This is a genomic window from Parvibaculum sedimenti (assembly GCF_009184905.1).
Classification (GTDB): domain Bacteria; phylum Pseudomonadota; class Alphaproteobacteria; order Parvibaculales; family Parvibaculaceae; genus Parvibaculum; species Parvibaculum sedimenti.
Genome location: NZ_WESC01000006.1, coordinates 61,383 through 84,577, shown reverse-complemented (window position 1 = coordinate 84,577; position 23,195 = coordinate 61,383). Strand labels below are relative to the sequence as shown.

At 59.7% G+C, this 23,195-nt stretch carries 21 protein-coding genes; 7 read left to right on the top strand and 14 right to left on the bottom strand.

All coding sequences use genetic code 11. The features are described 5' to 3' along the window. Nucleotides 1-2 precede the first annotated feature (2 nt). Nucleotides 3-1,172 (bottom strand): thiolase C-terminal domain-containing protein, encoded by a 1,170-nt coding sequence (locus F2P47_RS07895; protein WP_152215807.1) that lies wholly within the window; start codon nt 1,170-1,172, stop codon nt 3-5. A gap of 89 nt (nt 1,173-1,261) precedes the next feature. Further along, on the bottom strand, nt 1,262-2,356 hold the full coding sequence (locus tag F2P47_RS07890) for a zinc-dependent alcohol dehydrogenase (RefSeq protein WP_152215806.1): 1,095 nt from the start codon (nt 2,354-2,356) through the stop codon (nt 1,262-1,264). Between the two features lie 146 nt (nt 2,357-2,502). Here F2P47_RS07890 and F2P47_RS07885 point away from each other — a divergent pair, with 146 nt between their 5' ends. The 4 genes from F2P47_RS07885 to F2P47_RS07870 are packed head-to-tail and all read left to right on the top strand — an operon-like array spanning nt 2,503 to nt 6,922. Next, nucleotides 2,503-3,072, top strand: a complete 570-nt coding sequence (locus F2P47_RS07885; RefSeq protein ID WP_152215805.1) for a carboxymuconolactone decarboxylase family protein — start codon at nt 2,503-2,505, stop codon at nt 3,070-3,072. Between the two features lie 39 nt (nt 3,073-3,111). Continuing rightward, complete coding sequence (locus tag F2P47_RS07880) at nt 3,112-3,960, top strand: MaoC/PaaZ C-terminal domain-containing protein (protein WP_152215804.1); 849 nt, start codon at nt 3,112-3,114, stop codon at nt 3,958-3,960. A gap of 19 nt (nt 3,961-3,979) precedes the next feature. After that, nucleotides 3,980-6,025: an NADPH-dependent 2,4-dienoyl-CoA reductase gene (locus F2P47_RS07875; RefSeq protein ID WP_152215803.1), complete on the top strand. Its 2,046-nt coding sequence runs from the start codon at nt 3,980-3,982 to the stop codon at nt 6,023-6,025. 57 nt (nt 6,026-6,082) lie between these two features. Next, nucleotides 6,083-6,922 (top strand): IclR family transcriptional regulator, encoded by an 840-nt coding sequence (locus F2P47_RS07870; protein WP_152215802.1) that lies wholly within the window; start codon nt 6,083-6,085, stop codon nt 6,920-6,922. On the opposite strand, the gene F2P47_RS07865 is transcribed toward F2P47_RS07870, so the two are convergent. The 3 genes from F2P47_RS07865 to F2P47_RS07855 are packed head-to-tail and all read right to left on the bottom strand — an operon-like array spanning nt 6,923 to nt 10,676. Then, a complete protein-coding gene (locus F2P47_RS07865) occupies nt 6,923-7,816 on the bottom strand; it encodes an alpha/beta hydrolase (RefSeq protein ID WP_152215801.1) in 894 nt (297 codons plus the stop codon). It abuts the gene before it with no gap. Nucleotides 7,817-7,831: 15 nt separating this feature from the next. Next, nucleotides 7,832-9,514 carry an N-acyl-D-amino-acid deacylase family protein gene (locus F2P47_RS07860; protein ID WP_152215800.1) on the bottom strand — a complete coding sequence of 561 codons (1,683 nt, stop codon included), beginning with the start codon at nt 9,512-9,514 and terminating at the stop codon, nt 7,832-7,834. A 58-nt stretch (nt 9,515-9,572) separates the two neighbouring features. Then, entirely contained in the window at nt 9,573-10,676 is a 1,104-nt protein-coding gene (locus F2P47_RS07855) for an amidohydrolase family protein (protein WP_152215799.1), read from the bottom strand. Between the two features lie 156 nt (nt 10,677-10,832). Between F2P47_RS07855 and F2P47_RS07850 the strand changes: the two genes are divergently transcribed. Then, nucleotides 10,833-11,645, top strand: coding sequence for an enoyl-CoA hydratase-related protein (locus tag F2P47_RS07850; RefSeq protein WP_152215798.1), 813 nt, complete (start codon nt 10,833-10,835; stop codon nt 11,643-11,645). Nucleotides 11,646-11,684: 39 nt separating this feature from the next. After that, nucleotides 11,685-12,773, top strand: a complete 1,089-nt coding sequence (locus F2P47_RS07845) for an LLM class flavin-dependent oxidoreductase (protein ID WP_152215797.1) — start codon at nt 11,685-11,687, stop codon at nt 12,771-12,773. Nucleotides 12,774-12,901: 128 nt separating this feature from the next. On the opposite strand, the gene F2P47_RS07840 is transcribed toward F2P47_RS07845, so the two are convergent. The 8 genes from F2P47_RS07840 to F2P47_RS07805 all read right to left on the bottom strand — a co-directional run bounded on the left by F2P47_RS07840 (nt 12,902) and on the right by F2P47_RS07805 (nt 21,567). Continuing rightward, nucleotides 12,902-14,593: an FAD-dependent oxidoreductase gene (locus F2P47_RS07840; protein ID WP_152215796.1), complete on the bottom strand. Its 1,692-nt coding sequence runs from the start codon at nt 14,591-14,593 to the stop codon at nt 12,902-12,904. Between the two features lie 115 nt (nt 14,594-14,708). Then, entirely contained in the window at nt 14,709-15,164 is a 456-nt protein-coding gene (locus F2P47_RS07835; protein WP_152215795.1) for a DUF3237 domain-containing protein, read from the bottom strand. A gap of 95 nt (nt 15,165-15,259) precedes the next feature. Then, nucleotides 15,260-16,051 (bottom strand): 2-keto-4-pentenoate hydratase, encoded by a 792-nt coding sequence (locus F2P47_RS07830; protein ID WP_152215794.1) that lies wholly within the window; start codon nt 16,049-16,051, stop codon nt 15,260-15,262. Then, complete coding sequence (locus F2P47_RS07825; RefSeq protein ID WP_152215793.1) at nt 16,041-16,823, bottom strand: HpcH/HpaI aldolase family protein; 783 nt, start codon at nt 16,821-16,823, stop codon at nt 16,041-16,043. The genes F2P47_RS07830 and F2P47_RS07825 overlap by 11 nt, the downstream gene beginning before the upstream one ends. Nucleotides 16,824-16,834: 11 nt before the next feature. Then, the gene (locus F2P47_RS07820; RefSeq protein ID WP_152215792.1) at nt 16,835-17,665 is read right to left on the bottom strand and encodes a fumarylacetoacetate hydrolase family protein; all 831 of its coding nucleotides are present in this window, start codon (nt 17,663-17,665) and stop codon (nt 16,835-16,837) included. A gap of 46 nt (nt 17,666-17,711) precedes the next feature. Further along, complete coding sequence (locus tag F2P47_RS07815) at nt 17,712-18,614, bottom strand: VOC family protein (protein WP_152215791.1); 903 nt, start codon at nt 18,612-18,614, stop codon at nt 17,712-17,714. An 11-nt stretch (nt 18,615-18,625) separates the two neighbouring features. Then, on the bottom strand, nt 18,626-20,086 hold the full coding sequence (locus F2P47_RS07810; protein WP_152215790.1) for an aldehyde dehydrogenase: 1,461 nt from the start codon (nt 20,084-20,086) through the stop codon (nt 18,626-18,628). Further along, nucleotides 20,086-21,567 carry a 4-hydroxyphenylacetate 3-hydroxylase family protein gene (locus tag F2P47_RS07805; RefSeq protein ID WP_152215789.1) on the bottom strand — a complete coding sequence of 494 codons (1,482 nt, stop codon included), beginning with the start codon at nt 21,565-21,567 and terminating at the stop codon, nt 20,086-20,088. The genes F2P47_RS07810 and F2P47_RS07805 overlap by 1 nt, the downstream gene beginning before the upstream one ends. Before the next feature lie 270 nt (nt 21,568-21,837). Here F2P47_RS07805 and F2P47_RS07800 point away from each other — a divergent pair, with 270 nt between their 5' ends. Then, nucleotides 21,838-22,566, top strand: coding sequence for a TetR/AcrR family transcriptional regulator (locus F2P47_RS07800; RefSeq protein WP_152215788.1), 729 nt, complete (start codon nt 21,838-21,840; stop codon nt 22,564-22,566). Between the two features lie 214 nt (nt 22,567-22,780). Here the strand turns inward: F2P47_RS07800 and F2P47_RS07795 are convergent, their stop codons facing one another. After that, complete coding sequence (locus tag F2P47_RS07795; protein ID WP_152215787.1) at nt 22,781-23,107, bottom strand: 2Fe-2S iron-sulfur cluster-binding protein; 327 nt, start codon at nt 23,105-23,107, stop codon at nt 22,781-22,783. Nucleotides 23,108-23,195 lie beyond the last annotated feature (88 nt).

The window sequence follows — 23,195 nt, the reverse complement described above, 5'->3', positions numbered from 1 at the left end:
TTTTACCTCCTCAAAATCGCGAGGCTACCATCGCCGAGATCGCCCCATCCGGTCACGAGTCCGATTTCGGCATCCGGAATTTGCCGCTTGCCCGCATCGCCGCGCAATTGGCGGGTCGCCTCAAGCACATGATTGAGACCCCACACATGCGCCTCGCTCAAAAGTCCGCCATGCGTATTGAGCGGGAACTTGCCGCCGAGCTCGATCTGTCCATCCTTGACGAAATCGAGTGCGCCACCCGGCTCGAAATAGCCCAGGGCTTCGAGCTGGAGCAGCACGACATAGGTGAAACAGTCGTAGACCTGCAGAAAGTCCATGTCCTTCGGTGTCACGCCGGCCATGGCGAACGCGCGTGGCGCGGCGTAGCTTAAACCGATCTTGAAGGGATCCGGCCGTGACGGAATATCGTCGGCAGGATAAGGATGGCCCTCGGCCGCGCCGGAGATATAGACCGGCCTGTGAGGCAAGTCCTTCGCCCGCTCGGCGCTCGTCACTACGACGGCGCAGGCACCATCCGTTTCAAGACAGCAATCGAATAAACGAAACGGCGAGGACACCATGCGCGACCGCATGTAATCGTCCATCGTCATCGGTTGGCCGCAAGTCAGGGCGCGATCGTTGAGTTGGGCATGTTTGCGGCACGCCATCGCAATCCAACCCGTCGCCTCGGGGCTGACATTGTAAAGTTTCGAATGCCGCGTCGCGAGCCAAGCATACATCTGCACCGGCAACAGAACGCCATAGGGGAGATAGTAACCCCGGATGGTCGAGGTCAGCGTATTCATATTCATCGGCCGACTTGGCGGCACCCCCGCTTTAGGACGCAGCGCCGAATAGCCGTTCCAGCCGAGCGTGACCAGCACGTTGTCGCAGGCACCGGAGGCCACGGCCATGGCAGCATTCTGCAACGCCGTGGTCGGGCTCGCGCCTCCCATGTTGACCGTCGAGGCATATCGCAGCACATCGACGCCGAGGTTGGCGGCCAGTTCTTCCGACGTTGTATAGACGGGCGGCGGCACCATGCCGTCAATGTCCCTAGGCTTCAGCCCCGCATCCGCGATGGCCCGCCTGGCGGCATCGAGCATCATGGCCACGGCCGTCTGGTCCGACCCTTTTACATAGCCGGTCTCGCCGATCCCGACGATCGCAGCCTTGTCGCTGAAATTCCTCACGAAACTGCCCTCATCATCATTGCCCCCCGCACGCAGCCATTTCGTTGAGCCGCCGCATGCTTCCGTTTGAAAAATATTCTGTAGACAGATCACGTCACCGGAATGAGACAGGAATGGACGGATTCCTGCCCCTCGATCTGGCGCGCCAGCGTCTTGATCGCCAGTTCAGCTTCCTCAAGCTTGAAATTATGAGTATGCATGAGTTCAAGAGGATATTTGCGGCGCTCGATCATCTCGATCGCCTTCTTGTATCCCGACGACGTAACGCCGATCGCGCCCTTGATGGTGATTTCCTTCATGACGATAAGGTCGGACACGAAATCGGAGACAGGCTTGAATCCCTTGACGCCGGCAAGGACGACCGTTCCGCCCATACGGACACAATCCAGCGCATCACGGACCGGCTGAGTCGCGTAGGACGTGACCTCAACGACGACGTCCGCGCCCTTTCCGTTTGTCAGCGCCCGCACGCGATCGACAACATTCTCGTTCTGCACGTCGATAATGTGATCGGCACCAAGAGCAAGGGCCATCTGGAGCTTGTTTGAATCGGCCGCAAGCCCCGTGATTATGATCTTTCCCGCGCCGGCTTCACGTGCGGCAACGACGCTCGCAAGCCCGCGCTGTCCGGGCCCAAAAATCAAAACGGTATCGCCAACCTGCGTCTGCGGAATCTCTACCGCCCAGCGGAAGCCTGCACCCAGCGGATTGAACATGACCGCCAGCTCCGCTGGAAAGCTCTTGTCCATCTTGTGAAGGATCGTGTTGGGCGCGAGATACATATATTGCGAATAGGCGCCCCAGAGGCCCGGCGCCTCCGTGAGCGGAATATACGAATAGATCTGGCGGCGGTCGCAGAGGTGATAATGCCCGCCGACACAGGTGTCGCAGCAATGGCATGACAACATCGTCTCGATGGCGACCCGATCACCAACATCGACGCCCCAGCGCCTGGCGGCCTTGTCGCCGATTGCCTCGATGATCCCGAGAGGTTCGTGCCCCGGAATCACCGGCATCGGAGTCCGCAAGACCCCTTCGTATTGTTCGTAATCGCTGCCGCAAATGCCGCAGGCTTCGATGCGGAGGATGGCGCTGTCGTCGGCGATCTGGGGGATCGGCAAATCGCGGGCTTCGAGTTTGCGCGGAGCCGTCTGCACCATCGCCATCGATTTTTTCGGCAACATTTTCGACTCCCTGTTCCGTGTCGGTACCGACGATGCGTCGATAACACATATATATTTTTTTATCCTTGTATGTGTTATAAAGATCAAAAGGTAGGATGCGAAGCCCTAAACTTCCGACTTCGCCAAATTTTGGGGACGACAAAATAATGACCGACGAAACGCCCAGGGTTCCCCTGCTGTCGATGGCGGAAGCGACGGCCGCGGCGGCGAAAGCCGGCATATCCGAACAAATGGCGCCGCTCAGCGTCTTCAGGGTCTTGCTCCGGCATCCCGATGTAGCGCGCGAGCTTGCCTCGACGCTGACCACCCTGCTTTTCCAGGGCAACAAGCTCGATGCAAGACTGCGCGAACTCATCATCATGCGCATCGGCTGGAAGACGAAATCGCTCTATGAATGGACGCAACATTGGCGGGTCGCCCGCATGCTTGACATTCCGGAGGCGGATCTGATCGCCACGCGGGACTGGAAAAATGCTTCCTGCCTGTCCGACGCCGACCGCGCCATTCTCGCCGCGACCGACGAGACGCTCGACGGCGGCATGATTTCGGACGCCACCTGGACTGCCTGTGCGGCGCACCTGAAAACCGCCGAAGAGCGGATCGAACTGGTTGTCGCTATCGGCAACTGGACGCTTTTCTCGCAACTGCTCAAAAGCCTGAAAATCCCGCTTGAGGATGGCGTCGTTGCCTGGCCACCGGACGGCAAGAAACCCTGAGCGGACGAGGAATGACAATTACGGAACAGGATCGCGACAATGAGCGGAAAAAAGGCGATTTCGAAGGATCTGGTCGGCATGACGTTTCCGGCCGTCGATGTGGAATGGTCCGACAAGGACACGATGCTCTATGCACTCGGCGTCGGCGCTCGCCCCGCCGATGGGCTTGATTTCATTTATGAAGGCAGAGGACCGAAAGTTCTGCCGACCTACGCCGTCATCCCCGGCGGGCGAGGGCTCGCCGGGCTGATGAGTGGCGTCGAGATGAAGTTGGAAATGCTGCTGCATGGCGAGCAATCCGTCGAGTTGCTGCGTCCCCTGCCCTCATCGGCCAAGATCAAGGTAACGGGACGCGTTTCCGAGGTTTGGGACAAAGGCAAGGCGGCCGTTATCGGGGTTGAGAGCACAGGTTCCGACGAGAAGGGGCCCCTCTTCAAAACTCACGCGACGCTATTTGTGCGCGGTGCCGGCGGATTCGGCGGAGAGCGCGGCCCTGCGGGCGTCGACTCGACGCCGCCGGTCCGGACGCCTGACGCAGTGGTCGAGGATGTGACGCGCCCCGAGCAAGGGGCAATCTACCGCCTCTCGGGCGACCGCAATCCGATCCACATCGATCCGGACTTCGCCAAACTGGGCGGCTTTGAAAAGCCCTTCGTCCACGGGCTTTGCACATATGGCTTCGTCGGCCGCGCGGTCCTGCGCGAGCTTTGCGGCAACGATCCCGCCCGCTTCAAATCTCTCAGCGGACGCTTTGCCGCTCAGGTCTATTTCGGCGACACCATTATAACGAAGATGTGGAAAACGGGCGACGGAGTCGCGATCGTGCAGGCCGAGACGCAAAACGGTAATATCGTCCTGTCTCAGGCCAAAGCGGCATTCAAGCCCTGACGGACGGAAATTAGTCGAAGTGAAAAAAACGCCAGATATCTTTGCTCATCTGCTTGCACCACTCGATCTCGGGTTTACCGCGCTCAGAAACCGCGTGTTGATGGGATCAATGCACACTGGCCTCGAAGAGATGCCTGACGGTTTCGAGCGACAGGCAAAATTCTTCGCACGGCGCGCAAAGGGCGGCGTCGGAATTCTTGTCACCGGCGGTATCTCACCGAACAGGGCGGGAAGGCTTGCGGAGCGCGCGTCGGTCATGACTAAGGACCTCGTTGAGGGTCATCGTGTGATTACGCGCGCCGTCCACGATGAGGGCGGAAAGATCGTTCTCCAGCTCCTGCATGCGGGCCGCTACGGTCGGCATGCAGAACTGGTGGCTCCCTCCGCAGTCAGATCCCGCATCAATCCGCTTACGCCCCGCGCCCTGGGCGATGATGAAATCCTCCAGACCATCGAGGATTTTGGTACTGCCGCAGCACTCGCACGCGAAGCCGGGTATGACGGCGTTGAAGTCATGGGTTCGGAGGGCTATTTTCTCAATCAGTTCACTGCGGCGCGTACAAATCAGCGCACAGATAGCTGGGGCGGTTCGGCGGAGAACCGGCGGCGCTTGCCGGTTGAGGTCGTCGGGCGTGTCCGCAAGTATTGTGGCCCGGACTTCATTATCATTTACCGGATATCCGTTCTCGATCTTGTCGAGGGGGGCAATTCCTGGTCGGACGTCGCCGCCCTCGCAAAAGATGTCGAGGTGAGCGGAGCAAACATCCTCAATACCGGCATAGGCTGGCATGAATCGCGTGTGCCAACGATCGCTCATATGGTGCCGCGCGGCGCTTTCACTTGGGCGATCAAGCGGCTCAAGGCGGAAGTCGCGATACCCGTGGTCGCGTCCAACCGGATCAATACGCCGGAGCAAGCGGAGCAACTGATTGCAGACGGACAAGCCGACATGGTTTCGCTCGCGCGTCCGCTATTGGCCGATCCGGATTTTGTTGCGAAAGCGGCATCGGGCGCATCGCCGAACATCAATACTTGCATCGGCTGCAATCAGGCCTGCCTCGACAACGCCTTCACCGGACGGCTGACGACCTGCATGGTCAATCCTGCGGCATGCCGGGAAGTCGAATTCAAGATCGCGCCAGCAGCCAGAGGAAAGCACATCGCGGTCCTTGGCGGCGGCCCGGCGGGTCTTGCCTGCGCGGTGACGGCGGCCGAACGCAACCACAAGGTGGCGCTATTCGAAGCCGACATCGAAATCGGTGGTCAATTCAATCTGGCGCGGCGGATTCCCGGCAAGGAGGATTATGCCGAGACTATCCGCTATTTCAGGAACCGGCTCGACGAACTGGGCGTCGAGGTCCGCTGCGGCCGGCCGGCTTCGCTCGCCGATCTGGAGAGCGGAGGATTTGACGAAATCGTCGTCGCAACCGGCGTTCGCCCGCGCCGTCTCGACATTCCGGGTGCGGATCACCCGTCGGTTATGACCTATGTAGAGGCTATCACAAACACCGCACACGTCGGTACCGAGGTTGCCATTGTCGGTGCCGGCGGCATTGGCTTCGACGTGGCGGCGCTCCTGTCCAATCCGCATGGCCCACACGATCCGTCGCATCCCGATGTCGAGGGATTTTCATCCGAGTGGGGAATTGATCTGAGCTATACGCAGCCAGGCGCGTTGCTGCCCGCCAATCATCAATGGCCGTCATCGCGCAAGATTCATCTTCTCCAGCGCAAGCCGCGCGATAGTTTCGGCGCCAGCCTGAGCAAGACCAGGGGATGGGCGAATTTTCTGGAGGTGATGTTCCGCGGCGTTACGATGACCGGCGATGTAATCTATCGGAAAATCGACGATGCCGGGCTCCACATCGAGGCAGGCGGCAAACCGCAGACGTTGAAAGTTGACACGATTGTCGTCTGCGCCGGGCAGGAATCGGCGGACGATGCGTTGTCGTTGGCTCGGTCCCTGAGCAAACCCGTTCATGCAATCGGCGGGGTCGACAAGCCTCAGCAACTCGATGCGGTCAGGGCGATCGAGGACGGCACGCGCCTCGCGCTCTCTCTTTGAGGAAACAAATGAAAAAACGAGGCGCGGCAAGAGACCATATAAAATCAGAGTTGTCGCATGAACGCTAACGTCCTCAAATCCGAACTGCCCTCGGCTGCAACGGTAAAATCCGCGACCCGCGTTCTGGAGATTTTCGAGTATTTCGACGAAGTCAGACGCCCAGTGACGATTCAAGACGTGGCGCAGGCGCTGAGTTATCCTCATTCCAGTACCGCCGCCCTTCTGAAAAGCCTCGTCAGCCTCGGCTATCTGGAGCACGACGACCGGGTCAAGACTTTTTTTCCGAGCATCCGGATATCCTTGCTGGGAAACTGGGTGGAAGCCGAGGCGTTACCGATCCGGAATGTCCAGCGCCTTATGAGACGGCTTTCGGCCGATACGGGATGCACGATCATCCTCGCTACGCGACTGGGAGCTTATGCTCAATATGTGAAGGTGATTCAAGGTACGTCGCCCATCCGCTTTCATGTCAAGCCAAGCACCAGGCGAATGCTCGCTTTTTCGACGATGGGCCGCGTTCTGCTGAGCGAACTCCCCTTGCCCGAAGCGAGACGTTTGATTCAAGACGCCCTTGCCGCCATGCCGGAGCGGCGGGGATCGATGCAGGAGATCGAAGACGAACTGCAAAGAATCAGAAAGCGCGGCTTCGCGCTTTACAGCGATCTCGTGACGCCGGGAGCCACCATGCTGGCGATGCCCATTCCGATGGGTTCGGCCGGACGCCCGGTCGCGATCGGGATAGCCGCTCCCAACGAGTATTTTCGCAATCGCAAACAACCGTTCACGGAGTTATTGAAAAACGCCATCGCCGAGCACATCTCACAAAACGGTCGAGGCTTTAAGGAGACTCTCGCCGACGAGGACCAACTTGAAATCGACGACGATATAGCGCCGTAATCATCCGAGCTTTGTATCCAAGAAACCGGCCATCTCGTCGATCGCCGCCCGGCCTTCGCTCAAGACCGGCGCAAACCAGTGCCAGACATGAATCATGTTCGGCCAGACATGGAGATCGACGGATACGCCAGCCTCTTTCAATCTATCGGCCAATAAGTGGCTATCCGAGAGCAAAACCTCCGAACTGCCTACCTGAATCAGGAATGGCGGCAATCCCTTGAGATCGGCATATACCGGCGATGCCAGAGGCGTCCTGCGCGGGGTTGAAGTTCCCAGATAGGCCGCCGTCCACAGCTCAAGATCGGCATGGCGCACCATCGGGTCCACGTTCGCTTTCGCGCCATAAGATGCGCCCTTATTTTCAAGATTGGCCCACGGCGAAATACAAACGGCCGCAGCCGGAAGTCTGAGACCGGCATCGCGCGCCGCCAGAAGCACGGCGACCGTCAGGCCGCCGCCAGCCGAATCTCCTGCAACAGCGAGCTTAGCCGGATCGACGCCCGTCTCGATCAACCAGCGATAAGCAGCAAGCGCATCATCGACCGCCGCCGGAAATGGATGCTCTGGAGACCGCCTGTAGTCAATCAGCAGAACCCGGCCATTCAGGGCAAGCGCTGTGTGCGCCGCAAGATGGCGATGCGAGTCGAGAGAACCAAGCGCATAGCCTCCTCCATGCAGATAGAGCAAAACCCGCTTGCCGGCACCGGCAGTCGGCGCCAGCCATTCGCCGGGAACCCCGCCAGCGGAAACCGGCGTGACCGTCACGCCTTCGGGAAGACCGAACGCCTTGCCAGCCTCATCATACGAGGTACGAAAATCCTCAAGAGAACGAGCTTCCTCGGTCACAAGGCCCGTAAGCAGCTGACGAACGACAGCAAGTTCCTCAAGACTCATTTTTGCACGCCCTCCTCAGGCCGCCGCACCATGGCGCAGTAGACGGCCCGGCAAACGACCTTCAGCGCCCAACACGTCGACGCCATTGCGCCGGATCAATGTCCCGTTGACGACGACGGCCGAAATGCCCGAAGCATCGGAAACCAGCCGGTCTTCGCCAGCAGGCAGGTCATAGACCCTGCGAAGGGGACTTGCGCCAACCGTTTCGGCGTCGAAGATCAGGACATCGGCGGGCATTCCCACAGCGAGGCGACCGCGATCCTTGATGCCGAACACCTCGGCGGGCCGCGATGTCAGCATCCGGACCGCCTCCTCCAGCGTCAAAACGCGCTTTTCACGGACCCATCTCCCGAGAAGATGCGTGGAAAAACACGCATCGCAGAGTTGGCTCGCATGCGCGCCTGCGTCCGAGAGGCCGAGCACCGTGCAGGAATCGCGCAGCAACGTTGCCACTTCATCTTCGTCCGCGTTCGCGACAGGCAGGCGGAACCGCGTTTGCAGATCGCTTTGAATCGAGAGATCCAACGCAAGATCAATCGAGTTGCATCTGAGTTCCGCTGCTACGTCGCGCACCAGCCGTTCCCCGAACTCCGGCCGACCCGGACAATGAGCGATGACCGCCTTGTCCCATGCATTGAGCATCGGACCACGCATCGCGTCCCGGAATCCCGCCCGGAAAGAGTTGTCGGCGTAAAGCCTCAGCTTTTCCGCGCGGTCGGCTTTGTTCACCGGCGCGAAGACCGGCATGCTCTGGAACAGAAACGGCTGATCGAATCGAAATTCAAAATTGAGGGGCCTGCAGGTGACCTGCGGAAATACCGCGTAACCAGCCGACTGAAGTTCGATTGAGCGCGCCAACTGCTCGGCCGCGGAGCCGACATTCAGCACCCCGCCACCGCCCAGCAACGCCGTCCAACTGACATGGCGGCCGGAAACGCGGTTCAATTCCGCGAATTCGTCGAATGACAGTTCCTTGCCGACAGTCGCCTGTATCACGCCTTCGCCCGCGTCGCCCAGCGCCGACGCGATCTCCCGTATCTCGCTGAACTCCGCCAGCCGACTTGGAACCGGTCTGCCCTCGTAGCCTACATGCGTCGGCGATTTCGAGGTCGCATAGCCGAGTGCGCCCGCTTCGAGGCCCTCGCGCATCAGGCCTTTCATTTGCCTGACCTCCTCCGGTCGCGCCGCCCGTTCGGTGGATTCAGGCCCGAGGGCATAGAGGCGAAGCGGCGTATGCCCAAGAAGAACGGCCACGTTGATCAACGTACCCTTCTTTTCCACGACGTCGAGATATTCGGGAAACGTCTCGAACCCCCATTCATCGCCGAGACCGGCCTCCAGCGCCTTGACGCTCATGCCCTCGACATTTTCGAGCGTCCGCAGAATAAGGCCGCGGTGCTCCTTGCGCGTCGGTGCGATGCCGAACCCGCAATTGCCCACCACGACCGTCGTCACGCCGTGCCACGGCGAGATCGACAGACTCCTGTCCCACAGAAGCTGGGCATCGTAATGCGTATGTATATCGACGACGCCGGGGGCAACGACCTGCCCCCGGGCGTCGATAGTCGTCCTCGCCCCGGCGGGGGCCTGCCCCATAGCCACAACTTTGCCATCGCGAATACCGATGTCTCCGGCATAGCCCGGAGAGCCGGTGCCGTCGACAATGAATCCACCCACGATCTTCAAATCGTAGTCCATGAAAACGTCCTCCCCGTGAATCGAAAAAACCCGCGCCTTGACGTCAGTATACGGATCGTCAAACGGCGAGCTTGTAGAGTTCCGCGACGTTATCGTGGCATATCCAGTTGCGTTCCTGCTCGCTCAGATTTTTCGTGTGCTCTTCAAGCATTGCCTGCGACCAGGGCCAGGTCGAATCCGAATGCGGGAAATCGTTCGCCCACATCAGGCGGCGAACATTGCACATATCCTTCATCCTGAAGGCAACCCAGTCGTCCTGGAACGTCACATAGATGTTGTCGTTGAAATAGTCGCTCGGCATCCGCTTGAGCGGCGGCGCCTTCATCCAGTAGCGATGACGCTTGTAGGCATGGTCCATGCGATACATGTAGTGCGGAACCCAGCCCGCATCGGCCTCGACGCAGACAACCTTGAGGTCGGGGAAGCGATCGAAGACACCGCCGAATATGAAGGTGCCCATCACATCCTGGCAGCCACGAATGATCGACAGGAAGCCATTGATACGCGGCCCCCGGACCTGACCCGACAGACTGTCCGATTTGCCGGTCAGGATGTGGAACGAGAGCGGCATGTCGCACTCGACGGCGGTCGCCCAGACCTTGTCGTATACAGTTGAATCATAATCCTCGACGGCGGGATTTCCGGGCATCATCACGCCCTTGAAGCCCATCTCCTTCGCATGCCTGATTTCCGCAACGCCATCTTCCGGCGATCGCATGGAAACCTGCGCAAGACCGTAAAGACGGTCAGGCGCCTCCGCGCAGTATTCCTGCAACCAGCGATTATAAGCGTCGAAGCAGGCCTTCTTGTAGTCGAAGTCGGGATGGTTGCAGATCACCATCCCGACGGTCGGATAGATGAACTCGGCCGCAACGCCGTCCTTCTCCTGGTCCGCGACGCGGAACTTGGCGTCCCAGCCGCTCTTCCACAGGTCTTCGAAGGCGACGCCCTCTGTTGTGATCTCCGCCGGATCCTTGCCCGCGGCGGCCACCAGCCCCATCGGAACTGGAGACCCCATACCATCGACGATGAAAGCGTCGCCAACCTTGTCGATCCGCTGGATGCGCGGCGCGCGATCGCGGAATTTGGGGTCAATGTAATCAACATAGCAATGCGGAGGTTCGGTGATGTGTGAGTCCGCGGATATGGGCCTCTTGATCATTGGCTCTCTCCCAGCGTCGCATTTGGTTTCAAGACCGCGACTTTTAATTTGATAATCCCTGATCAGAAATATTCGCTGGCCGCGCAACCCGAGTCCAGATAAATTTACATCCATGCGATCGGAAACACATATCTGTTATTCGGAGGAGACGCGAACATGACGATGGAACCGGCCCTGCTCGAAAAAAGGGGCCATATCGCCCTTGTCACGCTCAACCGACCAGAAGCGCGCAACTCGTTCAGTCCAGAGATGTTGGTCAGGCTTGCCGGTCATTGGGAAGAGGTGCGCGACGACGCGAATATCCGCGTCGCCATCGTCACCGGCGCCGGAGACAAGGCGTTTTGTTCGGGCGCGGATCTCGGGCAACTCATCCCGCTCATAAATGGCGCACGCAAACCGCAAAACGAATGGGACCAGAAAATTCTGGCTGATCCGAATATCCTGGCCAAGGGCTTGTTGCGCACATTCGATGTGACAAAGCCGGTCATCGCCGCGATCAACGGCTTTGCCGTCGCAGGCGGGATGGAGCTGGCACAAGGAACTGACATGCGTATCGCCGCGGATACTGCAAAGCTCGGTGTGCAGGAAGTCAAATGGGCGATTTTTCCGGGCGGCGGCTCAACGGTGCGCCTTCCGCGCCAGATACCTTATGCAAGGGCGATGGAACTGTTGCTCACCGGCGATCTGATCAGCGCGCAGGAAGCCTACGATCTGGGATTCCTGAATCGTGTCGTTCCCCAGAAGCAGGTGCTCGACGCGGCATTCGAACTCGCGGAGAAGATCGCCGCGAATGGGCCGATCGCCGTTCAGGCGATTCGCAAATCCGCCCGCGAATGTCTGGGACGCCCCGAGAGCGAGGCGATGGATATGGAGTCGCGCTTCGCAGCACCCGTGTTCAAGACCGAGGATGCCCGCGAGGGGCCCAAGGCATTCATGGAGAAGCGCAAGCCGAACTATAAGGGCCGCTGAAACAAGAAACCGAAATCATTACGACAGGGAGATATTCCGATGCAGTTCGGCATTCAGATGGTTTTTCAGAATTTCGACAGAGCCAACTCCGGCGTAACCGACGGCCAGGTCTATGACGAGGAGATCCGTCTCGGGCTTTTGGCGGAAGAACTCGGCTTCGACGCATTGTGGCCCGTCGAGCATCATTTCGAGGACTATTCGTTTTGTCCCGACAACACACAGTTCCTGAGCTACATGGCGGCGCGCACCAAACGCATCAAGCTGGGCACTGGCGCCGTCATCCTCCCCTGGAATGTGCCCGTTCGGATCGCGGAAAAGGTCGTCCTGCTGGATCACCTTTGCCAAGGCCGAACACTCTTCGGGATGGGTCGCGGCCTGGCGCGCAAGGAATATGCCGGCATGGGCGTGAACATGGACGAAGCCCGCCAACGCTTCGATGAAGCAAGCCCGATGATCATCGACGCTCTCGAGACCGGCTTCATCGAAGGGAGCGGCCCCTTCTATCCGCAGAAGCGGACCGAAATCCGTCCCAATCCGCGCGGCTCCTTCAAGGGGCGCATCTATCAGGTCGCCATGTCGCCGGAATCTGTTCTTCAGTGCGCGAAGGCTGGCGCGCGGATGGTGATCTTCGCTCAAAAGCCGTGGGAGGCTCAGGCCGAGGCCGTCAAGGAATACAAGGCTGCGTACAAGACGCAGCATGGTGACGACGCACCGCCGATCATGATATGCGACTTCACCTATTGCGACACCGATCCTGCTCGCGCGAAGGAGTTAGGACAGAAATATGTGACCAACTATCTGCTTTCGGTACTCGATCACTATGAACTGGCCGGCGAGCATTTTAAAAACGCCAAGGGCTACGAGTCCTACGCCCAAGCCGTCGACGCCATTCGCGCGCTCGGCAAGGATGGAATGGCGAAGACCTATCTCGATGTCACTGCCTGGGGGACGCCCAAGGAAATCGTCGAGAAGTTCGAATATCGCAAATCGCTTCTGGGCGAATTCGACATCAATCCCTGCTTCCTTTTCGGCGGCATGAGCTACGAGGAGGCAGCCGAAAGCATGCGTTCGTTCGCCAGACACGTCATACCGGCCCTGAGAAAGAGCAGCAAACGCAAGGTGGCTTGACCGTCTGCTTCTGGAAGCCCCGTGGCGGTCTGGTCCGTAAATCAGGCGACGACCCGTCTTGTCGCCAGATGCTCCGTGGACGGAGATCTGGCGACAAGACAATTTCCAAGTCAAACATACCTAGAACGTCAGATGCGTCCCGCTGCTTTCATGGCAGAAATGTAACCGAATGTCATGGCCGGGCCGATAGTCGCGCCGGGCCCGGGGTAGGAATTCCCCATGACGGACGCCGTGCTGTTTCCCGCCGCCCAAAGGCCCTCGATAACCTCCCCCGACTGCGAGACCACCTGTCCGAACTTGTTGATAACAAGCCCGCCGCGTGTGCCGATGTCGCCGGGATAGAGCCGGATAGCGAAGAAGGGAGCTTTCGTCAACGGCGCCAGGTTCGGATTTTTGAAATAGGGATCGCCATACATGCGGTCATGCGCACTATCGCCCCTGTGATAGTCCTCATCGACACCGGTCTCGGCAAGCTTGTTGAATCGCTCCATCGACTTCGCGAGACGATCCGCCGGAACACCTATCTTCTCCGCAAGTTCCGCAAGGCTTGGCGCCGAGACCACGTCGCCGCTTTCATTCCACCGCTTCGGTATGGGCTGGCGCGGCATGTTCGAGGCAATCATATAGTAATCCTTGTAGGCCTTATCCAGGATAAGCCATACCGGCACGCAGGACGTGCCTGTCCCGTTATGCATTTCGTAAATCCTGGTGACCACGTCGCAATAGGGCGCCGCCTCGTTTACAAAGCGATCGCCCGAGGAATTCACGATCATCGATCCCGGCAGCGAGCGCTCGAGAACGCAAAAATGCGGGTTCTCGTTGGCGTTTACGTGACTGACCGGACCCCACCAGGCGTCGTCCATCAGATCGAGCCGGGCACCAATGCTCTCGCCGGCACGAATGGCATCGCCCGTATCGCTTTCGGCGGCAAGCGACCATTTCGAGCTTGTGGGATGCGGCAGATAGCGGTCGCGCATTTCCTGATTGTGGGCGAAACCGCCGGCGGTCAGCGCCACGCCGCGCCGCGCCTTGTACCGAAGCGTCCTGCCGCCCTTCGACACCTCGGCGCCGACGACGCGACCGTTCTCCGTCACCAGCGACGTCAGGGCCGTATTCACTTCGAACGGAATGTTGGCACGCAATATGGAGTAAAAGAGCCGACCGGCGGTGCCCTGCCCCGCCGTCATCACTTTTCTTCCAAGCAGCCTGTTTGTGATCGTGTTGTAAGCCGCCTTCATGAACTTGAGTTTTCCGTCCCAATGACGGCTCATCCGGGCGACCGAAAACAACTCGAACAGCAGGAGGCCGGCGTAATGAGTGCCCGATAGAACCGGCGGGCGGAAATATTTCTGATTGTCGCCAAGCAAAGTCCCGTTGAAGGGAACGGCTTCCAGGGCGCGGCCTTCAGGGAAGCCACCAGTCGCTTCGGGGTAATAGTCCGAATATCCCTTGCTCCAAACGAAGCGCGTTTCAGTGTGATCGCGCAGGAACTCGATCATCTGCGGACCGTACTTCACAAACGATTCCTGAACTTCCGAGGGCACGCGGTTGCCGACCGTGCTGGCCATGTAGGTCCTGGCCCGTTCCTCCGAGTCCGGTAACCCGCCTTCGCGCACCAGGTAGTTGTTGGGAATCCAGACCACACCACCCGATCGAGCCGTGCTGCCGCCCATATAAGGCGCTTTTTCGATCACCAGCGTGTCGAGGCCCAGATGATTGGCCGTCAGGGCCGACACCATTCCGGCGCCGCCGCCGCCCACGACCAGCCAGTCCACTTCCTTGTCCCAGCGAATGCCGGCTCCCGCTCCGTTATCAGCCATATGCGTGCTCCCTCAATTTGTCCGACGCGCCGAAACCCTATGCCGCCCACTTGCTGCGCCGCATGAACGAACGGCAGGCGACCCGCCACCTCCCCCGCTCCCCGGGGTGCATGTTTCAATCGTGCGCCTGCTCGTAAACCTGATACTCGATGCCGCCGGGGTAAACGCGTCCTTCGCCGACGCCCAGAACCCTGTTCAACCATTTGTATTTTTCGGCGCCGGTCTCGAAACGCAGCTGGCTCAAAAAATACGAGTCGCCGATTTTCGTTTCTCCGCCGCTGAGCGCCGCGGTGACGAACTTTTCATTATATTCGAGAAATCCCGTATAATGGACATAGATGTATGCGCCGTCGTTCGTCTGCAGAACGATCCGCACGTCGATATGCCCCAAATTCTCGGAATCGATGACGATCCAGTCGGCGCCACTGCTGCAAACGGTGCCCGTGAGGCGCCTGCCCTCGAACGCGCCCCCCGTAATGTTGGCGACAAGCCGCTTGCCATGCGTCGTGTCGCCAATGTCGAATGGCGAGGCGACAAGAACGTGAATTTTCATCAAGGGAACCAGCTTCATGTGCTTTTAATCCTTGTACGGAATGATATAACCTGCATATGCGAGAGGTTGCGCGTCACTTTTCCTGTTTGGCGCAGTCACCGGCCGTCCACGACTCAGGTAAAACTCATCGACAGATCGCCCAATCCCTGGTCGAAGCGGCACAAAACGTCGTCGCCGGCCTTAACGGGGATTGCCCGCACAAAGGACCCGGTAAGCACGACCTGCCCCGGCTCGAAAACAACGCCGAATTGGCCGAGCTTGTTCGCAAGCCAGGCGACGGACGTGACGGGATTGCCCAGAACCGCAGAGGCCTCACCCTCGACTTCCAACTTGCCGTTCAACTTCAATTCGCCATGCACGCGCCGCACGTCGATCGCATCGAGCCGTCTTGGATTGGCGCCCAGCACGACAGCGCCGCAGGCAGCCAGATCGGCCACGGTGTCGATGATGCCGAAACCGGCTTCCGGCATGACGCGGAAATCGACAATCTCGATCGCAGGGACAACAAAATCGGTCGCCCTGATGACATCGACGGGCAGCACGCCCGGCCCCTTGAGTGCGTGCTTCATGACGAAGGCGATTTCGATTTCGATCATCGGGCGGAAAAACCGGGAAGCATCGATCGGCGTCGCTTCAGGCAGGAACATGTCGTCGGTTATGGCGCTGAAATCCGGCTCCGAAGATCCGGCCATTTCCTGCATCGGTTTCGACGTGAGCCCTACCTTGTAGCCCTTCACCTTCGCGCCCGCGTCAACCTTGCGGCGGATGAACTCTTCCTGAACCAGATAGGAATCCTCGATGGTCAAACCAGGATAGGTGCCGGTCAGCCGCCGGAGCGGCCTGCGTGTCTCGTAGACGTCGAAAAGCTCGTCAACGATTTTTGACCTTGTCGCACTATCCAGCATTTTTTGTTCTCATTTTTTCTTTTACAGCCGTGAGGCTCGCCAGGCTCGCCGAAGAGAGCGCCGCAATGTCCGTCGTAACCGAGACCATCTGAAACCCCTGCGCGACGCGCAGCGGCGCGACGATCGCGTTCGACAGGACGGCTACCGCCTTGCCGTGCCGCTGACAGGCAGCGACAATGGTTTTTATGGCATCGTCGAAAACAGGCTTTCCGTCATTGTCTCCCGGCGGCAGGCCAAGCGCGACCGAAAGGTCGAACGGCCCCACCAGGGCGGCATCGACCCCCGGCAAGCCGACGATTTCATCGACCTGATCGAGCGCAGAGCGCGTCTCAATCATCGGAATGACGGCAACACGGTCATTGGCCGTGAAGGCATAACCCGCGCCGTCGCGCGTTCCGACACGCACAGGCCCGAAGCTGCGGCGCCCCACCGGCGGATAGCGGCAGGAGTCAACCAAACTCCTCGCGTCGTCGGCCGTCTGAATCATCGGAGCGACGACGCCAAGGGCACCCGCGTCCAGAACGCGGCCGATGATTCCCGGCTCGTTCCAGGGCACACGTACAATTGCTGGAAGTCCGCGAATGTCGGCGGCGCGGATCATATCAAGCGCCTGTCCGTAGTCCATGCAGCCATGCTGCATATCGACGAGTATCCAGTCGAAGCCAAGCGACGAAACGGCCTCGACTCCGAGCGCGCCGGGCATCATGCACCAAGCGCCGAATGTCTCCTCTCCAGCCGCCCAACGCGATTTCAAAGACACGGCTTCCGCCATTTTCATATCCCTCAGAATTGCCCGAGAGCGACGCGACGAACTATCTCGGTATCCGTCGGCTCGTGGCCGACCTTGTGGGCGGGGGCAGGTACGTCCTGCACGGTGTTGGTGATCTTACCGATGCCCGTCACCTCCACTTCGACGACGTCGCCCGGGTTCATGGGCCGGGAATTGGCGGGCGTACCGGTGAGCACGATGTCGCCCGGCAGGAAGGTGATGTGGCGCGAGAGGTCGGCGAAGATGTAGTCGATCGGGAAGGTCATCTCGCTGACCGGACCCTGCTGCACGACCTTGCCGTTGATATAGGTCCGCACCGTCTCCTTGCGGATGTCAACGCCGCGCACGATCCCGGGACCGACGGGACAGAAACCGTCCTGTCCCTTCACACGCAGCATGGAGCCCGCGTCCGTGTCGCGGAAATCCTGCGCACCGACGTCGTTTGCCGGCGCGAATCCCGCCAGATAATCCCAGACATCCTCACGTGCGACATTGCGCATGGGCTTGCCGACGATCGCAGCGATCTCGCCTTCATAATTCAAATATTTGCAGTTCGCGGGCCGGTTGAGAAAGCCGCGATGCGAATTGAGCGTCGTGAGCGGCTTCTGAAAATAGGTCGGCGTAACGAGCGGCGGCGCCTTGAACTCGACGCGGCGCGAGTCGTAGTTCAGATGAATGCAGATGATCTTGGTCGGATCGCAGGGCGGCAGATAGGTCGCATCAGCATCCTCCACCGTCCTCCCATCTCCAAGCCGCAGCTTGTCGCCCTCAGGGCGCACCCAGGTCGGCACGCCTTCATGCAGGATGCGCCGCCATTCCTCACGGGGACCTTTCAGGACCGACATGACTTTCTCTCCCTTGCTCTTCCATTTTTCGTGACCCGCGCCGTAGTCAGACTTCCATCAGACCCTTCTTCATCACCGCTTCGTCCGGTTCGTGACCGTAGGTATCGCGCTGGTAATATTCCGATTGATGCGTCGCCTCGCGCGCACCCCAGCCCACTTCGCACATCCAGCCGGACGGGTTCATGAAGTAGAAGGAATACATATGGTCGTTGGCATGGCGGCCCGGGGTCATGGGGACCGAAATGCCCGCCTGGCGGACGATCTCATAGGCGAGGCCGACATCGTCCAGATTGTCGACTTCGATCATCAGATGATTGATACGCTTTTCGCCGGGCGGGCCGAAAGCGACCGTATGGTCGCGTGCATTGCAGTGCATGAACATCAGGTCGAATGGCTTGTCGAGCCCCGGAAAGGGAATGCGGTATTCGATGCCGCCGCGCATGCCGAGCAGCTTGTAGAACTCATAGGTCTTTTCGAAGCCGACCGTTTCCTTCTGGATCAGATGGCCAAGCCCGCCCTCGCCGGTCTTGAAGCGGCCATGCATCCGGCGACCCGGGTGGAAGGGCTTGTCCGCCTGCACCTGAGGTCCGTGGAAAATCTCGATCGGGAATCCACTCGAGTCCTTGAGTTTCATGATCTCGAGAACGCGGCGATCCGCCGCTTCCGCCTCGGAGCCGATGCGTACATCAATCCCCGCGCCTGCGAGCTTCCTGTGCATCTCGCGGAATTCCTCGACGCCGGCAACACGGAAGCCGAGATAGTTCAGATCGTCTGTTCCGTCCTCTTCGAGAATGAAGCGGTGATGCCAGTAGTCCATCCGCAGATAGCAGCGGCCAGGCTCTCCCTCATCCACCACTTCAAGCGCTAGGATATTTGCGGCGTAATCTTTCCACGCCTCGAGGCTCTTGACCCCGAGGCCCATATAGCCGAGCTCCGTTACCTGAACCATGTGTGCCTCCCTCAGGCGAACGATCCCTTGCGGACCGATATGTTCTTGATGTCCGCGTAGAAGTCGAAACTCCATGCGCCGCCTTCGCGACCGATGCCGGAGTCGCGGCTTCCGCCGAATGGCGCCGCGAGATCGCGAACGAAGAAGCAATTGACCCAGACGGTGCCCGCCACAACCTGCGAGGCCATCTTGGTCGCCCGCGTCTCGTTGCCGCTGAAAAGCGTCGCCGCTAGGCCGTAGCGCGTGTTGTTGGCAAGCTCGATCGCTTCGTCGTCGGAGGTGAAGCTCTGCCAGGTAAGCACGGGACCGAAGACCTCGCGTTGCGCGATCTCAAGCGACGGGCTCACATTGGCAAAGAGCGTCGGCTCGAAATAGAGGTCGCCGAAATTTGCGCGAGAACCGCCCCAGAGCGGCACGGCACCGTCGGCCTTCGCACGCTCGACGAAACCCGCCACGCGGTCGAAGTGTTCTTTCGTGATGAGCGGCCCGACGCGCGTGTCCTTGTCGCGTGGATCGCCGACGACCATGTGGCTGGCCGCGTCTCGCACTTTGGCGAGAAAGCCGTCTTCGATCGACTTCTCGACCATGACGCGGGTACCCGCGAGGCAGACCTGACCCGCGTTCATGTACTGAGCCGCGACCGTCTGGGCCGCCGCGTCGAGATCGGCGTCGGCGCAGACGATGAAGGGCGACTTGCCGCCGAGTTCGGCGCTCATCGGCGTGATCGAACGCGCCGCCGCCTGGCCGATGATCTTCGCCGTATCGGTCGAGCCGGTGAAGCTGATCCGGTCGACATCGGGATGGTTAACGAGTGCGTTTCCCGCTTCCTCGCCGATCCCCTGCACGACATTGAGGACGCCCGCGGGAACGCCCGCCGCATGTGCAATGTCGGCCATCAGCGAGCAGGTGAGCGGCGCCCACTCCGGTGGCTTCACGACGACCGTATTGCCGGCGGCAAGCGCCGGGCCGACCTTCCATGTCGTCAGCATCAGAGGCGCATTCCACGGCGTGATGAGCGCCGCAACGCCCGCCGGATCGTATTTCACATGATTGACGACTTCGGGAGAGTCGATCGAATGACCGTCGAGCGTCAGCGCCCAGTCGGCAAAAAATTCGATGTTCTGTGCCGCGCGCGGAATAACGCGGTGCACATTGCCAAGAAGCAGGGAGCCGTTATCCATCGTTTCGACAGCGGCGAGCTCCGCCGCGCGCGCCTTCAGCCCGTCAGCGAAACGTTTGAGGATCGGCAAACGGCCTTTCGGACCAAGAGCCGCCCAGCCCGGGAATGCCTTGCGCGCCGCGGCGACCGCCTGACCCACTTCCGCCTTGCCGCCCGCCGCAACATCGGCGAGATGGGAGCCATCCACCGGCGAGACGTCGGCAAATCTCCGCGGCGAGGGAACGCGCCGCCCGTCGATCCAGTGATCGGTCGAGACATCGACGCCCGCTACATTTGCTATATTTTCCGCCATCACACAGCCCCCGCGACGCGACGGTCGGCTTTGTTCACTGCTCCGATGTCCTCCGCCAGAAAGCGATCAACCAACTCGTTGGCGCGAGTGCGGTCGCCGAACAGATGGGCCATCTGATAGTTACGGGCCGAAGATCCGAGATAGAAGCGCTCGTACTGAAGGTTCCGGCCGGCAAGGCCCGTGCCAACGAAATCCCATGCGAGCCGAAAGACGCGCGCGCGCTGCTCGGCGCCCACATCGCCGGCGCCGCGCAGATAATGGTCGATGAGCGGTCGAAGACTGGGATCGTCGAGTTGAGCTCGGCTCGGGGCGGCGAAGACGTTATGCGACCCGATGAGCTGGATGATTTCACTGACCCGCGCCATCCATCGTGGCATCGACGCGCGAATGGCGGCGAAGGGTTGGGCGTCCGGCAACCAGACGCCATTTCCATAGTCGATAGCTCCGTCTTCGGCGGCCTTCAGGCAGGCGCGTGTCAATTCGGCATAGCTCCAGATTTCGCCGAGCATCTCCCATGTCTGCGGCTTGACGTCGTTGATCACCTCGGTCATCCGCGAGGCGAGGCCCCAGGCAAATTCGAGTTTCGTCAGCGCCCGGATCGTCGTCTGCTGCATGACGTTCGGCCACCAGCTGCGCATCATGACCGAATTGTAGACGGCGGTGTTGCAGTTGACGTGCAGACGGTCCCGGGGCACTTCGACATTGTCGAAGATCACGAAGGCATCCTGCTCATCGAACCGGGCCGAGATGGGGTGATCGAAAAAATTGCTGCTTTCGGAAAACGAATCCCGGCAGATGAATTTGAGACCAGGGGTGGATATCGGAATGCAGAAGGAGATCGCGTACTCGTCGCAATCGGGCGGCAAGGGATGAGACGGATAGACCGCAAGCTCGTCGGCGAAAGGAGCGAGCGTCGCGAGGATCCGCGCACCGCGCACGACGATGCCGTGCTCCGTTTCGCCGACCTTGCGAAGGGCCACATCGTTGCCGGGTTGCGGCGCATCGCCCTGCGCCTTGTCGATGGTCGGATTGACGATCGTATGCGTCAGCGAAATGTCGTGGCGGCGCAGATATTTCTGATAATTGACGAGGTTCTCCGCGCCTTCCTCGTTGCCATTTACGGCCCATTCCTCGGCGCGGCCAGCGAAGCCCGCATAGGTCACATTCATATAGTCCGGCGTGCGGCCCATCAGGCCGACCGAATAGGCGGCGATTTTTTCCAACCCCGCGCGACGGCGCGCCAGATCCTGCCTCGATCGAGGAATCATATGGCTAACATTGATCTTCTCGCCCGTCTCCGGATCCGGCATCAAGCAGGCGTCAGCCTCTTTATGCTGGAGATCGTAGACGGCTGCGACGCCACGCGCCGCGCCCGCGAATGCGGGGTCGTCGGCGACGCTCTCGATCTTGCGGTCGCCGACCCAAATCTCCCGAGGTTGCTTGAGGCCTTCCAAAAACTGTGCGCCCGTACGTGCCGGCATGGCTTCCTCCCTTTATACTCGTCTTGATTCTTGTCTCGACATCCGGCTCAAGTAGCATGGCTGGTAAATCCACCCGCAGCCACCCATATTTTATATACACTCATTTATGAGTAGCATCATATATTCCGCGCGTTGCACAAACTTGTCAACCGGCCAGGTTCGCCGACAATTGGCGCAGGAATGGTCAAGATACTTGCCGCACCGCCAAATAATCTGACAGAAAGGGCCCGGCGGCAGCCGGGCACAACCATACAATAATCAGGACGCGCGATGGACACATCCTCGAAAATAAGCAAGCAAGCCAGCGCCAAATCCGCAAAGAGGGAACATCCGCAGACGGAAGGGCGAAGAGAGCGCAACAAGCGGGAAAAGGTCGCGCGCATCACGGCGGCGGCCCGCACTCTGTTTCACATCAAGGGTTATACGGAAACGACCACGCAGGAAGTGGCGGAAGCTGCCGACATCGGAGCTGGCACACTATTTCTCTATGCTAAATCAAAGGAAGACCTCCTCATCCTGGTTTTCAAGGATGAAATGAGCCAGTTGATAGAGGAAGTGTATGGAACAATTCGGAAGAAGGCCCCGTTGCTCGAGCAAGCGGAGTCATTGTTCGACGGGTTTATTGAATATCACAGACGCGATGTTGTCATTGCCCGCGCGCTAATTCGCGAACTCAGCTTCTCCGGCAACCCTGGGCGCCGGAAAGACGTGCTCACCATTCCAGAAGCGATTATCGAAAAGCTTGTCCATTTCGTCTCAGCAGCTCGGGCGCGCGGCGAAATTCGCGCCGATATTGATCCGGTCGAAGCAGCGCGATGCCTGTTTGCCATCTACTATCAGCAGCTGCAAACCTGGCTGGGAACCTATGTCAGCCACAGCGCCTTCAAGCAAAACATGCATGTACTTCTCAAATTCGTGGTCGACGGAATGTCCGTAGGCGGCATACGCAAAATAGAACCCTCGCGAAATAAACGAACGTCGCAGACCGGGAAAAAATGAGAACAGACTCGTTGTGCCGACACCCAGAAAAAACAGCGCCGTCGAAGGCGAATGAGTTTGGTGGATTCAGCGTTCCAACTCTGCCGACTTTCGGGATCAGCACGAAGACGAGGTTTTGGTCGGGAGGATCTCTCTCGACCCAAGGTGCAGTCGACGCCCGTCTTTCAAGGGGAGGATCGGGGGAGAAACCTCGAAACCCGCGCGCCGACTGCGACTAGTGCTGACCGTCAGGTATTCTCAACATGAGACCGTCGAGATCGTCGGTCATGGTGATCTGACAAGCAAGGCGGCTGTTTTCCGTCGAACCTTCGGCAAACTGCAGCAAGTTGGCTTCCATGCCGCCGGGCTCGGCCATGCCGGTCCGGGCCATCCACGCGGCATCGACATGCACATGGCAGGTCGCGCAGGCACACTCGCCCCCGCAATCGCCGTCGATGCCCGGCACACTGTTGTTGACCGCGGCATCCCTCGCGGTCGTGCCGCTCTTGACCACGATGGGATATTCGGCGCCGTCCGGTTCGATAAAAATGACTGTGGGCATTTTTTTCTCTTGTCGATCAGGCTGGATGAAATGGGGGCGAGAGCGTTTTCGCGACGGGACGGGCACCCCCGTTACGTCGCGAATTCAT